The sequence below is a fragment of the Kosakonia sp. genome, from assembly GCF_032104925.1.
In the GTDB taxonomy this organism is placed as follows: Bacteria; Pseudomonadota; Gammaproteobacteria; order Enterobacterales; family Enterobacteriaceae; genus Kosakonia.
Genome location: NZ_DAMCGF010000013.1, coordinates 39545 through 52767, shown reverse-complemented (window position 1 = coordinate 52767; position 13223 = coordinate 39545). Strand labels below are relative to the sequence as shown.

The 13223-nt window shown below is 53.1% G+C and carries 18 protein-coding genes; 14 read left to right on the top strand and 4 right to left on the bottom strand.

What is annotated here, in order from left to right:
• Positions 1-2 precede the first annotated feature (2 nt).
• The gene (locus RT644_RS20345) at positions 3-647 is read left to right on the top strand and encodes a hypothetical protein (protein ID WP_313627842.1); all 645 of its coding nucleotides are present in this window, start codon (positions 3-5) and stop codon (positions 645-647) included.
• Positions 648-855: 208 nt separating this feature from the next.
• Here RT644_RS20345 and RT644_RS20340 read toward each other — a convergent pair whose 3' ends face one another.
• Complete coding sequence (locus tag RT644_RS20340; protein WP_313627841.1) at positions 856-1032, bottom strand: hypothetical protein; 177 nt, start codon at positions 1030-1032, stop codon at positions 856-858.
• A gap of 605 nt (positions 1033-1637) precedes the next feature.
• Here RT644_RS20340 and RT644_RS20335 point away from each other — a divergent pair.
• The 12 genes from RT644_RS20335 (at position 1638) to RT644_RS20280 (ending at position 10358) form a co-directional block, all read left to right on the top strand.
• Complete coding sequence (locus RT644_RS20335) at positions 1638-1961, top strand: phage holin family protein (protein ID WP_020455939.1); 324 nt, start codon at positions 1638-1640, stop codon at positions 1959-1961.
• Positions 1951-2343: a M15 family metallopeptidase gene (locus tag RT644_RS20330; RefSeq protein ID WP_313627838.1), complete on the top strand. Its 393-nt coding sequence runs from the start codon at positions 1951-1953 to the stop codon at positions 2341-2343. Before RT644_RS20335 ends, RT644_RS20330 begins: the two co-directional genes overlap by 11 nt.
• The gene (locus tag RT644_RS20325) at positions 2343-2876 is read left to right on the top strand and encodes a DUF2514 family protein (RefSeq protein WP_313627836.1); all 534 of its coding nucleotides are present in this window, start codon (positions 2343-2345) and stop codon (positions 2874-2876) included. The genes RT644_RS20330 and RT644_RS20325 overlap by 1 nt, the downstream gene beginning before the upstream one ends.
• 9 nt (positions 2877-2885) lie before the next feature.
• Positions 2886-3071 (top strand): hypothetical protein, encoded by a 186-nt coding sequence (locus tag RT644_RS20320; protein ID WP_020455942.1) that lies wholly within the window; start codon positions 2886-2888, stop codon positions 3069-3071.
• 294 nt (positions 3072-3365) lie between these two features.
• Complete coding sequence (locus tag RT644_RS20315) at positions 3366-3605, top strand: ogr/Delta-like zinc finger family protein (protein WP_313627835.1); 240 nt, start codon at positions 3366-3368, stop codon at positions 3603-3605.
• A 98-nt stretch (positions 3606-3703) separates the two neighbouring features.
• Entirely contained in the window at positions 3704-4036 is a 333-nt protein-coding gene (locus tag RT644_RS20310) for a zinc ribbon domain-containing protein (protein WP_313627833.1), read from the top strand.
• Between the two features lie 10 nt (positions 4037-4046).
• Positions 4047-4667 (top strand): type VI secretion system-associated protein TagO, encoded by a 621-nt coding sequence (locus RT644_RS20305; protein ID WP_020455945.1) that lies wholly within the window; start codon positions 4047-4049, stop codon positions 4665-4667.
• A gap of 247 nt (positions 4668-4914) precedes the next feature.
• Positions 4915-5799 carry a CDF family cation-efflux transporter FieF gene (fieF, locus tag RT644_RS20300; protein ID WP_313627831.1) on the top strand — a complete coding sequence of 295 codons (885 nt, stop codon included), beginning with the start codon at positions 4915-4917 and terminating at the stop codon, positions 5797-5799.
• Between the two features lie 201 nt (positions 5800-6000).
• Positions 6001-6963 carry a 6-phosphofructokinase gene (pfkA, locus tag RT644_RS20295; protein ID WP_017459651.1) on the top strand — a complete coding sequence of 321 codons (963 nt, stop codon included), beginning with the start codon at positions 6001-6003 and terminating at the stop codon, positions 6961-6963.
• Between the two features lie 147 nt (positions 6964-7110).
• Complete coding sequence (locus RT644_RS20290; protein WP_020455947.1) at positions 7111-8100, top strand: sulfate ABC transporter substrate-binding protein; 990 nt, start codon at positions 7111-7113, stop codon at positions 8098-8100.
• Positions 8101-8221: 121 nt separating this feature from the next.
• Complete coding sequence (locus tag RT644_RS20285) at positions 8222-8980, top strand: CDP-diacylglycerol diphosphatase (protein ID WP_313627830.1); 759 nt, start codon at positions 8222-8224, stop codon at positions 8978-8980.
• Positions 8981-9053: 73 nt separating this feature from the next.
• Positions 9054-10358: an SLC13 family permease gene (locus tag RT644_RS20280; protein WP_313627828.1), complete on the top strand. Its 1305-nt coding sequence runs from the start codon at positions 9054-9056 to the stop codon at positions 10356-10358.
• A 40-nt stretch (positions 10359-10398) separates the two neighbouring features.
• On the opposite strand, the gene tpiA is transcribed toward RT644_RS20280, so the two are convergent.
• The gene (gene tpiA, locus RT644_RS20275; RefSeq protein ID WP_017459647.1) at positions 10399-11166 is read right to left on the bottom strand and encodes a triose-phosphate isomerase; all 768 of its coding nucleotides are present in this window, start codon (positions 11164-11166) and stop codon (positions 10399-10401) included.
• A gap of 107 nt (positions 11167-11273) precedes the next feature.
• A complete protein-coding gene (locus RT644_RS20270) occupies positions 11274-11873 on the bottom strand; it encodes a YiiQ family protein (protein ID WP_020455951.1) in 600 nt (199 codons plus the stop codon).
• A 113-nt stretch (positions 11874-11986) separates the two neighbouring features.
• Here RT644_RS20270 and RT644_RS20265 point away from each other — a divergent pair, with 113 nt between their 5' ends.
• A complete protein-coding gene (locus tag RT644_RS20265; RefSeq protein WP_020455952.1) occupies positions 11987-12406 on the top strand; it encodes a DUF805 domain-containing protein in 420 nt (139 codons plus the stop codon).
• On the opposite strand, the gene fpr is transcribed toward RT644_RS20265, so the two are convergent.
• The gene (gene fpr, locus RT644_RS20260) at positions 12407-13153 is read right to left on the bottom strand and encodes a ferredoxin--NADP(+) reductase (RefSeq protein WP_020455953.1); all 747 of its coding nucleotides are present in this window, start codon (positions 13151-13153) and stop codon (positions 12407-12409) included.
• Positions 13154-13223 lie beyond the last annotated feature (70 nt).

The window sequence follows — 13223 nt, the reverse complement described above, 5'->3', positions numbered from 1 at the left end:
TAGTGATCGTTTTATCAGACAATGATGTCATTTTGAAACTTGCGCAGTGTGATTTGCTTAAGCATCTGCCTGAAATACTTGATGAAAATGAGCACGATATTTTTGTTAGCCCCTCCGCACGGTTTAAGTTGTTATCCCCTCGTAAACCTGAAAAAGCGTTGAAGCTATGTGGTAATGATACGGTTTACAGAAAAGTCTCTGACTTCCTTGATCGTGTGCAGGAAATACCAGAGGTCACAAATGAGCAATTATTCAACGAACTTGGGAAAGTTCCTCACATTGATATTGGTGAGCAATTGCTTTTAGCCTCCTGTATGGAAAACCCAGGCTCCCTCTTCATGACTGGAGATAAGCGTTGTTTGCAGGCTGTAATGGACAACCAAACTATCATTGCAACAGTGCATTCTCGCTTGATTAATAGTGTCGTGACTTTTGAAAGCGCTTTGCTTTTATCTGTAAGAATGTTGGGTTTTGATGCAGTTTATAAGCAACTACAGGAAAATCCGAAACCAGATTCAATGTTGAAACTTGCGATGCGTTCAGCACAGCACGATGATGTTTGTGGGTGTCTACTTTCATTCACCAGGCCTGTTTATGACTATCTGGCTTTCAAAGACAGGCTTCCGGTTCGGGCAGCATACATGTGATCCAATCTCTTAGGCTGTTCCTGTCAATTGAGCGGCTTTTCTTCCCCTCATCTCCCCTGCTTTAGTTGCACAATAGTGCTCAAATTTGCACAATTTTTTTGAAACTGTTTTTGCCTGATAAGCCCAGATGTGGTGTGGCCAGCCGTGTTCTGCAAGTTTGCACAAAAAAGCGGGACTTCTGCGTATGGGCTACGACCGCTCACGCGCATTAGCCTCCCCCCTCCGGGCCGATATTCAGCATCGCATATTTATTAAAGCGCACCACATCGATCCCCAGCCAGGTGTTTAACTCCTTCAGCGTTTCCATAACAAACGACATTTCATTGATGAAAAATACTTTCGCGGCCTTCTCCGAGTCGCCGAACCCGCCGACATTACATGGCATGACGGCCTACAGCACCGGCGGGATGCGGTCAGCAGCCAGCAGGTCAATGTCGCGCACTCACATGGCATCTTCTCCGGCTTTCCGGCCAGGCGAGGATACTGCACAAGCGTGCGAACGCGCGCCCGTCCCCACTCAGAGCGACGTCGCCAGCGATAGATCGGGTTGATGCCCACCCCGATTTTTTCAAAATCTGAATGACGCTATCCACCTGATTTTGCGCGGGTACTGAGGTCTTCGACGATATTCCTGGCGCCAGACTAACGCGCCCGCAGGTACAACCATCTCGGCTTTGATTGTGGCACGCCTCTGACAAAAGCAACGCTTTGCGCCGGGCTGCCATCGGGGGGGATGATAAGCCAACTGGTTAATATCAACCGCTTATCACCGGCGCTTTATCACATGCCAGTGATGAATTTTTCCGCGTGGCGGTCGGGGCGCAACAAAATACCCCTCGATCAGATCGGCGCGCGTAACTGAGGCGGTGTGAGACGTAAATAAAGGGATTTCGGCTGCAACTGAATTACAGGCAGGGCCGTTGGTTTATCTGCCTGATATCCGGCCGCCAGCGCAGCGAGAGATTGTGCAACTGTGGGACTCAGCGCGATATGAACAATTCAAACAGCGAGAAAAAAACAGTGAAATGGATCGCTACCCATCTGCCCATTATTTATGCGGTTTTGGCCGCTGTCAGCCTCTCTTCGCTGATGAGCCTTTATGACGGCCAGCCAGTTGTGAAGACCGTTACGGGCGCACTGGCCTGCGGCGTCATGACGGCGGTTCTGGCCACGTCTCTGGATTTCTTTGGCCTGCCGATCACCTCCGCAACACTCGTTGGCGCATCCGTAGGATTTATGGGCGCGGAAAAAATTCGGGACAAAATTACCAGTTTCGTCGATAGCCGGAATCGGAGAGTAAAAAGTGGGGAATAACTTTTCTTTCAGTCGGCGCAGCGATAGCAACCTGCGCGGCGTGCACCCCGATCTGGCGCGACTGGCGCGGGCAGCGCTGCAGCTTTCGCCGGTCGATTTTGGCGTCACCGAAGGGCTGCGAACTCTGGCGCGTCAAAAGCAACTGGTAGCCAGCGGCGCAAGCCAGACCATGAAAAGCAGGCACATCACCGGTCATGCGATCGACGTGTTTGCATACCCGACAAACGGCGGATCCTGGGAGTGGAAATACTATGAGACGATCGCCGCCGCCTTTAAGCAGGCAAGCGAAGCAATGGGCATCCCGGTCGAGTGGGGCGGCGACTGGCAGACGCTAAAAGACGGCCCGCATTTTCAGTTGCCACACGCGAGTTACCCGGCCTGATGGTGTCGTTTATCGGTCAATACTGGCTGAAGGTCATCACGGTGCTGATAAGTATCGCGCTGTTCTGGGCGGGAGATCACCACGGGGCAATGCAGGCAAATAACGCCTGGCGGATAAAGTGGGCGCAGCGCGATCGGGATGACGCAAACGCGCTGGCGCAACGCCAGGCGCAGGAAAGAGCAGAAGAGCACCGGCGACAGCGTGCAGCCGATGCAGAAAGGAAACAAGCCGATGAGGAACGGGCAAGTGCGCAGGCCGATGTTGATGCTGCTAAGCGTGCTGGCGACAAGCTGCACAAATCAGTCGCCGAACTTCGAAACAGCCTCGCCAGAAGTGAAACCGGCAAACTATCCGCACTTGCAGCAGAACGCGCGGCAAGGGAAAAGGCCGGCATATTGCTTGCCGACTTGCTCCGCGAATCTGACGCGGCAGCGGGAGAGTATGCAAAAGAGGCTGACCGGGCTTACACCGCCGGGCGCAGTTGTGAACGGACATATGACGCAGTGACCGGCGTGAAGACGGTCAAAAAGTGAGGAAACATCATGGAAAAAGCACAAATCAGTAAAGTAGTAAAAGACACCTACGTTGTAACCGCCGGGCCAAGCGCGACACGCTTTCTCGACTATCAGGAAGCGATGGATAACCTGCCGCTGCTTATTAAAAACTTCGGTTTCCCGGCGGGGGTAAGCAAAGAAACGGTGTATATGATCCTGGAAACAATTGAATAACCAGTGCAGCGGGCATTCGCAGAGTGCCCGCGACAGTGCGTATTCATTAAGGAACCGGCACATCGTAAACGCCGGTTTACTGTGCTTGGCGGCCGGCAAAAGCGGATTTAAGGCCGTGATCGACAGCGGGAACTGGACGATTACGCGCGGCGTTCATTATATGGGCGGCTGCGGGTTTACCACATCGCCAGCGCCGGAAGTGAAGAGCGCCAACGGGGCGGCAGAAAGTGACGATTCAACAGCGTAGACGTTATACTTGCGGCGATATTAACCCGCAAGAAAGGAGGCGCACGTATGGCATTACGCTGCCCTCGTTGCCGCGCAGCGGCAAAGACCCGAACCAGCACCGAACTAAGCCCATTAGTACGGCGCAGCTATCACCAGTGCCAGAATCTGACATGCGGTTACTGCTTCACAAGCATGACCCATATTGATGGCCCGCTAAATGAAGTCAAAACCGTACTCGGCGCAACGGTTCCGGATGTTTTCCCGCGAAGTCACAAGGGGGACGATCAGATATCGTTAGCGCTATAAAAATAACCCGCCTTTCGGCGGGTTTTTTATTTATCGAAACTTTTTCACCTGCTATGTTTTACGCCGGTTAAATAACTATTTCTATGGAGAGAAATAAAATGGCGTTAATTCATTGCCCGGAATGTGGAAAAGAAGTCAGTGATTCTGCATTAAAATGTCCATCCTGCGGGCAGCAAATAAGAAAACCGAAACGAACATTATTCGGGAAAGCGGTAAAATGGATATTTATTATATTCAACATATTTATGATTTATTGCCTATTTGCCGGTGCGGGTGGGAGTGGTGAAGTGATCGATGCCGCAACGACAGAAGCGGAACGTGCAGGCGCGACGATTGGCGCGGGCATCGGCGTGATGCTCCTGGGGGTGATATGGGTTATCGGCGATATTATTATCGGCATGATTGTTTTTCTGACCAGACCGAAAGTATAAGGAATACATTATGAATAAAATAATTATATTCATGGTGTTTTTGTTTTCGGCTTTTTCAAAAATATATGCTGCGGATAATATTGATAAGGAAGGTCTGACAACATGCCAGTCTGAAACAAACAGTGACAGGCGTCTGGCTTGTTACGATAAAATTATGCCACCTGCAGCAACTGCTCATAATAAAACAGCGGAAGGCGCCGGAAAATGGCAGATAGATTCAGAACTATCACCGGTCGATGATTCAAAAAACGTCACTCTCAGCTTGTCTGCTAATCAGCCAATTCGCTCACAATTTGGCGAGACGGTTACACCGGGTTTGTATGTTATATGCCGGGAGAATAAAACCGAGCTATTTATCAATTGGGGCGTATATCTCGGTATGGGGGATACAGAGGTGCTGTACAGGTTGGATAAAGCGAAAGCACAAACCAATTCATGGGGGATCTCTGCTGACAACAAGGCAGCCTTTTACCGGGGCAACACGATCGAGCTTGCCAAAGAGCTCGCAACATCTGCCCGCTTATTTCTTCAGGTTACTCCATATGGTGAAAACACGGTGAGCGCAACGTTTGATCTTGCCGGTCTGCCGCAAGCCATTAAGCCGCTTCAGGAAGCCTGCGGCTGGAAATAATTTGCGCAGATTTTTAAACAGACCACCGGGCAGATGCCCGGCCGCTTTGTCGATATGTAGTCAACAGGTAGACAGCTTTTGCAATAAATCCATTTATTACAATTGATTAAAGAGAGAGTTCCTTCCCCATCCCTGTCTTCCCCCACACGATGTGGGGGTTTTTTGCCCGCAATTCCACTGCTTAATTTTCCCATTGCTGTTGCCTGCCTTTCGTTATAATCCCTGCTGGATCCAGGCAGGAGCGTTTATGAATCAATCCTATGGGCGTTTGGTTACCCGGGCAGCAGTTGCGGCGACCGTCATGGCGTCGTCACTGTTGATCATTAAAATATTCGCGTGGTGGTTTACCGGTTCGGTCAGTATTTTGGCGGCGCTGGTTGATTCGCTGGTAGATATCGCCGCGTCGCTAACCAACTTGTTAGTTGTACGCTATTCGCTGCAACCGGCCGATGAAGAACATACATTCGGCCACGGAAAGGCGGAATCGCTGGCGGCGCTGGCACAAAGTATGTTTATTTCTGGTTCGGCGTTGTTCCTGTTTTTGACCGGTATTCAGCACCTTGCTAAACCTGAACCGCTTCGTGATGCTGGCATTGGTATTACGGTCACGCTGATCGCGCTGTTTAGTACTGTGATCCTTGTCACTTTTCAGCGCTGGGTCGTGCGGAAAACCCACAGCCAGGCGGTGCGGGCGGATATGCTTCATTATCAGTCTGATGTTATGATGAACGGCGCAATTCTCATCGCGCTGGGTCTCTCCTGGTATGGATGGCATCGTGCAGATGCATTGTTTGCGCTGGGTATTGGCAGCTATATTTTGTATAGCGCGTTACACATGGGGTATGACGCCGTTCAGGCATTGCTGGACAGAGCCTTACCCGACGAAGAGCGACAGGAAATTTTCACCATTGTCACCTCCTGGCCGGGCGTCAGCGGCGCTCACGATCTTCGCACGCGGCAGTCAGGGCCGACCCGCTTTATTCAAATACATCTGGAAATGGAAGATAACCTGCCGCTCGTTCAGGCGCATCTTATTGCTGAGCAGGTAGAACAGGCGATTCTGCAACGTTTCCCGGGTTCTGATGTGATACTCCATCAGGATCCTTGTTCGGTAGTACCTCAAGGACGATAAGCACGTAGAGGCTTTCGTATTTCGTTGTAAAAAAGTGAGCCAGACCAACTTTTTGTGTATAAATTACCGCCATTTGGTCTGACCTGAATCAATTCAGCAAGCTGGGATTGATATACTATTTGCAGCATAGTTGTTCGCTCCCACAGGGAGTCGCTTCGGGCCACAGAATTTTATTTTGCATTCCTAAGTTCAGAGGTAGTCATGATTAAAAAAATCGGTGTGTTGACAAGTGGCGGTGATGCGCCAGGCATGAATGCCGCGATCCGCGGTGTCGTCCGCGCAGCATTGACAGAAGGTCTGGAAGTGGCAGGTATCTATGACGGTTACCTCGGCCTGTACGAAGACCGCATGATCCAACTTGACCGCTACAGCGTGTCCGACATGATCAACCGCGGCGGCACATTCCTCGGCTCCGCCCGCTTCCCGGAATTCCGTGAAGAGCATATCCGCGCCGTGGCTATTGAGAACATGAAAAAACGCGGTATCGATGCGCTGGTGGTTATCGGCGGCGACGGTTCCTACATGGGTGCTAAGCGCCTGACTGAAATGGGTTTCCCGTGCATCGGTCTGCCGGGCACCATCGATAACGACGTTGCCGGTACTGACTACACCATCGGTTACTTCACCGCGCTGCAAACCGTGGTTGAAGCCATCGACCGCCTGCGTGACACCTCTTCTTCTCACCAGCGTATCTCCATCGTTGAAGTCATGGGGCGCTACTGTGGCGACCTGACGCTGGCAGCGGCGATTGCGGGCGGTTGCGAGTTTATCGTACTGCCGGAAGTGGAATTCAACCGTGAAGACCTGGTAGCAGAGATCAAAGCGGGTATCGCCAAAGGTAAAAAACACGCCATCGTGGCGATTACCGAGCATATCTGCGATATCGACGAGCTGGCGAAGTACATCGAAAGCGAAACTCAGCGTGAAACTCGCGCTACCGTTCTTGGCCATATTCAGCGCGGCGGCTCTCCGGTACCTTACGACCGCATTCTGGCTTCCCGTATGGGTTCTTATGCGATCGAGCTGCTGTTGCAGGGCTACGGCGGTCGCTGTGTCGGTATTCAGAACGAAAAAATGGTACATCACGACATCATCGACGCTATCGAGAACATGAAACGCCCGTTCAAAGGCGACTGGCTCGACTGCGCGAAAAAACTCTACTAAGTGCAAAAACGCCCTCAATAGCGAGGGCGTTTTTTTATCCCCATTTATTCCCTAAAGTTATAGCCAATCTTTTTTTATTCTTTAATCATTGGATGCCTTTCTGGCAGTCTGACGACATCAAAATCGATAACTTTAAGAGAGCGGGCGATGAATAAATGGGGCTTGGGGATTACATTACTGCTGGCTTCCACCAGCGTTCTGGCAAAGGATATCCAGTTACTAAACGTCTCTTACGATCCAACGCGTGAGCTGTATGAGCAATACAACAAAGCCTTCAGCGCGCACTGGAAACAAGAGACTGGCGACAACGTTGTGATTCGTCAGTCCCATGGCGGCTCCGGCAAACAGGCAACATCGGTTATCAACGGTATCGATGCCGATGTGGTAACTCTGGCGCTGGCCTACGATGTTGACGCGATTGCAGAACGTGGCCGTATCGATAAAAACTGGATCAAACGCCTGCCGGACAACTCCGCTCCGTACACCTCGACCATCGTTTTCCTGGTGCGTAAAGGCAATCCGAAACAGATTCATGACTGGAACGACCTGATTAAACCGGGCGTTTCGGTGATCACGCCGAACCCGAAAAGCTCCGGTGGTGCGCGCTGGAACTACCTGGCGGCCTGGGGTTATGCGCTGCATCAGAACGGCGGCGATCAGGCAAAAGCGCAGGAGTTTGTCAAAGCGCTGTTTAAAAATGTAGAAGTGCTGGATTCCGGTGCGCGCGGTGCGACCAATACTTTCGTTGAGCGCGGTATCGGTGATGTACTGATTGCGTGGGAAAACGAAGCGCTGCTGGCAACCAACGAACTGGGCAAAGACAAATTTGAAATTGTCACCCCGAGCGAATCTATTCTCGCAGAGCCGACCGTCTCCGTTGTCGACAAAGTGGCAGAGAAGAAAGGCACTGAGAAAGTAGCGGAAGCCTACCTGAAATATCTCTACTCGCCGGAAGGTCAGGAAATCGCAGCGAAGAACTTCTATCGCCCGCGTGATGCGCAGGTGGCGGCGAAATACGCCAGCGCGTTCCCGAAACTGAAACTCTTCACCATTGATGATGTGTTCGGTGGCTGGACGAAGGCGCAAAAAGAGCACTTCTCCAACGGCGGTACGTTCGATCAAATCAGTAAACGTTAATCTCGCCAAACGCCCTCGTAAGAGGGCGTCTTCTTTTCTGTCTGCGTAAAATCCAGGATTTTCAACTTGCCGGGCAATTTGCGCTATCATTCCGGTTCTTTCAGCAAAGGAAGCGGAAAAAATGAAAACAGTGCGTCGCGTCGTCATTGTTCTGTTGGTGCTGGCCTTACTGGCAGCGGCGGGAGCGTGGTTGTGGTTTAAAAACAGCGGTAACCCGGATGCGCTGCGCCATATCGTTACCGAACAATGTTTACCGAACATGCGTGAGCATGACTCGCCAAAACCCTGCGCCCAGGTGAACCTGAAAGGCGGCTATGTGCTGATGAAAGATCGCAATGGGCCGCTGCAGTTTTTGCTGATGCCAACGTACCGCATCAACGGCACGGAAAGCCCGTTGCTGCTGCAACCGACAACGCCCAACTTCTTCTGGCAGGCGTGGCAATCCCGCGATGTGATGAGCAAACTGCGTGGCAGCACGGTGCCGGACAACGCCATCTCCTTAACCATTAATTCACGCTCCGGGCGCACACAGAACCATTTTCATATTCATATCTCCTGCCTGCGTCCTGATGTGCGCACGCAACTGAATGACAATGCCGCACGTATCAGCAGCCAGTGGCTGGCATTTCCGGGGGGGCTGCTCGGTCATCAATATTTAGCGCGTCGCGTGACGGAAGCGGAGCTGGTGCAACGCAGCCCGTTTTTGATGCTGGCAGAAGAAGTGCCGGAAGCAAAAGCGCATATGGGCCGCTTCGCGCTGGCACTGGCGCAGCAGGCCGATGGCTCGTTTGTGCTGCTGGCCACCGAGCGTAATCTGTTAGCGCTTAATCGCGCATCGGCAGAGGAAATTCAGGATCATCAATGCGATATCCTGAAATAACCCCACCATAATTCACGTTTACTCCGCCTGCCTGTCACCGTAGACTTGCTGAAAAAAACTACAGGAGACAGGCATGTCGTTCTGGTTTTCTCACCCTCTGTTCCTTCCCTCTGTCATTGTCGGCATCACTATTGTGTTGTGGGCCACCTCGTTATTGCCGGAATTTATCACCGCGCTGCTGTTTTTTACGGCGGCGATGGTGGCGAAAATTGCTCCGCCGGAGGTGATCTTTGGTGGCTTCGCGTCATCGGCTTTCTGGCTGGTGTTCAGCGGGTTCGTGCTCGGTGTGGCAATACGCAAAACCGGGCTGGCGGATCGGGCGGCGAGAGCGTTATCGGCAAAGCTGACCGACTCATGGCTGCAAATGGTCGCAAGCGTCGTACTGCTCAGTTACGCACTGGCGTTTGTGATGCCTTCGAACATGGGGCGCATTGCGCTGTTGATGCCGATCGTCGCGGCAATGGCGGCGCGCGCGGGTATTCACGAAGGCACCCGTTCGTGGTACGGGCTGGCGCTGGCGGTCGGTTTTGGCACTTTCCAGTTATCGGCAACTATTTTGCCCGCTAACGTACCAAACCTGGTGATGAGCGGCGCGGCAGAAGGCTCTTACGGCATTCATCTTAACTATGTGCCTTATCTGCTGCTACATACGCCGGTGCTTGGCATTTTAAAAGGGCTGATCTTGATTGGCCTTATTTGCTGGCTTTTTCCCGGTCAGCCACGTGCGCCCCGCGAGCAAGCCCCTTCTGAACCGATGAGCCGGGCAGAAAAACGGCTGGCGTGGATGCTGGCGGTGGTGCTGACGTTGTGGGTTACCGAAAGCTGGCACGGCATCGGACCTGCGTGGACGGGACTGGCTGCCGCCTGCGTGACGCTGCTGCCGCGTGTGGGGTTTATCACGGGTGATGAATTTTCCAGCGGCGTGAATATTCGCACCTGTATCTATGTGGCGGGAATTCTTGGCCTGGCGATTACGGTGACGCAAACCGGGATCGGTAGCGCCGTTGGTGATGCGCTGCTGCATGTGATGCCGCTCGATCCGGCGCGGCCGTTCACCAGTTTCCTGGCGCTGACCGGCATTACCACCGCCCTGAATTTTATTATGACCGCTAACGGCGTACCGGCGCTGTTTACTACGCTTGCGCAGAGTTTTGCCGACGCCACCGGTTTTCCGTTGTTGTCAGTGATCATGATTCAGGTGCTGGGATATTCCACGCCGCTGTTGCCGTATCAGGCGTCGCCGATTGTGGTGGCGATGGCGCTCGGCAAAGTCCCGGCGAGATCGGGGATGCTGCTCTGTCTGGCACTGGCAGTGGTGACGTATCTGGTGTTGTTACCGCTGGATTACGCGTGGTTTAGCGTGCTGGGGAAATTGTGAGGTAAAACCCTCTCCCGGGTCGGGAGAGGGTAAAACAGAATTACGCCTGTTTTGCAGCTTCTGCCGCTTTAACGATCACCGCAAAAGCGTCAGCTTTCAGGGATGCGCCGCCAACCAGTGCGCCGTCGATATCCGGCTGGGTGAACAGCTCAGCTGCGTTGCCAGCGTTAACGGAACCGCCGTACTGAATGATCACTTGTTCAGCCACTTTCGCGTCGGCTTTTGCAATGTGGTCACGGATAAATTTGTGAACAGCCTGTGCCTGTGCCGGGGTCGCGGATTTGCCGGTACCGATAGCCCAAACCGGTTCGTAGGCAATTACCGCGCCTTCGAATGCCGCAGCACCCTGCGTTTTCAGCACGGCGTCGATCTGACGTGCGCATACTTCTTCAGTTTTACCGGCTTCGTTTTCTGCTTCGGTTTCACCGATGCACAGAACCGGCGTCAGACCCTGCGCTTTCAGCACGGCGAATTTCTTCGCGATCAACTCGTCGGATTCTTTGTGGTAAGTACGGCGCTCAGAGTGGCCGATGATGATGTATTTCGCGCCAATATCTTTCAGCATTTCGGCAGAGGTTTCGCCGGTGAATGCGCCAGACAGGTTAACGTCAACGTTTTGCGCGCCCAGTACAATGTGGCTGCCGTCAGCGGCGTGTTTGGCCAGATCGAGGTACATTTCCGGCGGAGCGATTGAGACAGCACAACCCGTTACGCCAGCCAGCTCGGTACGCAGGTTTGCAACCAGTTCGTTTACCATGTGGCGGCTGCCGTTCAGTTTCCAGTTACCCATCACTAAAGGATGTCGCATTTTTACTCTCCACGCGCTTGGCGAATTAAGGAATATGGCCGCCCCTCAGGGCAGCATGGTCTGTGAAACAGTATAGAGATTCATCCCCTGAAAGGCTTTGCTTTTTGTCATTTATTGTTCTCTTCCAGCGAATCAGATAGCGTCAGCTTAATCGGTTCAACAGCGAAGGTCAGCCCTTTTTCACCGTTGTCTGCTACCACATAGCGAATCGCGCCTTCCGTTTCGGCGTAGTAGGGTTTGTTTTTGCCGTTAGTCAGCAACTTTTGCAGCTTTTGCGTACTTTGTGCGGCGGTTAACGTCGGTGAAAAGGCGCGGATAAACGCCGCCATATACTCCTGAGCTTTTGCTTTCGCCGCTTTTTGCTCTGGACCTTGCACCGGCAGCCAGGTTATCTGCATCGATTTGATTTTCAGCGTACCGCGCTCCAGCGCCGTCGAGGCGTAGAGATAATCATTGATTTTCGTGGCTGCGCGCGTCAGGTTCGCCTGATCGCCCCGGCTATCCACCGCGCGAAATTCACTGAGCGCCAGCGTTGGGTTATCGGTGTTGAATTTCTCACGAAACTGACTAATCGACTGATCAAATGTCGGCGCGCCCGGCAATAAATAGGGCGCAGTGGTGGCGGTCGACGGCTCTTCTGCATGAGCCGGTATGCTGAAAACCAGCGCGGAAAAGAGCAGCCAAATGGGATAACGCCATGCTTTCATTCACATCGCCCTCTGTTGAGTTTGCTCACGATTAAAACGATATCGGGCTGGCTTGTCAAAAACTCCCGCCGCCAGGGTAAACTACGCGGCACTACGATAATAAGGAACCTTACATGGGCATACAGCAGTGGTTGTTCTCTTTTAAAGGGCGCATTGGGCGTCGCGATTTTTGGGTCTGGATGATCCTCTGGCTATTGAGTATGACGGTGCTGTTCACGCTCGCCAACGGCGGCATGCTCGATTTTCAGATGGCGGCATTTATCCTTGTGTGCCTGATCTGGCCGACAACCTGCGTGATGGTAAAACGTCTGCATGACCGGGGGCGTCACGGCGCGTGGGGTTTTTTGCTGGTGCTGGCGTGGATGCTGCTGTCGGGCAACTGGCAGGTACTGGGCGGTACGCTGGAGTGGACGGTGGGGCGTCTGATCCCGGTGGTGATTATTGTCATGATGGTCATCGACCTGGGCGCATTTGTGGGCACCCAGGGGGAAAATAAGTACGGCAAAGAGACACTGGATGTGAAATACCGCTGATCACCAGTAGTGTTCGGCGGTGATATGCCCGGGGCGGCGGCGCAGATGTTTCGCCATCTGGCGGGTATCTTTCAGTAACTGTGTGGTATCGCGCACCATCTGCGGGTTGCCGCACAGCATCACATGGCTGGTCTCCGCTGTCATCGGCAGCCCGACCGCTTCTTCCAGCGCACCGCTTTCAATCAACGCCGGAACGCGCCCGGTCAGCGAACCGGAAAGGGTTTCCCGGCTGACCACCGTCTGAATCCGCAGTTTCCCTTCATAACGTTTTTGCAGCTCCAGCATTAGCGGTAAATAACTTAAATCCGCCGCGTAGCGCACCGCATGTACCAGCACCAGGTTTTTGAAACGCTCCAGATCTTTGCCTTCCTGCAACATCGACAAGTACGGCCCAATCGCGGTGCCGGTTGCCAGCATCCACAAAGTGTCGCAGTCCGGCACTTCTTCCAGCACGAAGAACCCCGCCGCTTCGCTCACCAGTAACACCTCGTCTCCCGGCTGGAGTGCGGCCAGGCGCGGGCTAAGTTTCCCTTCCGGCACGGTGACAAGGTAGAACTCCAGATCGGGATTGCTCGGGGCGTTCACGTATGAGTAGGCGCGCTGGACGCGCTCGCCGTCAATTTCCAGCCCAAGTTTGGCGAATTGTCCGGCAGTGAAGGGGTGAACGGGGGCATGAACGGTGAGGCTGAATAGCGCATCGGTCCAGAACTGCACCTTTGTGACTTTTCCTGTTACCCAGTCCGCCATGGTTTTCTCCTGTTCTGTAGCGTTGCCTTATCTTCGTGTCTGTCGTGCGAGATTTCCAGCCCGTGAAGGC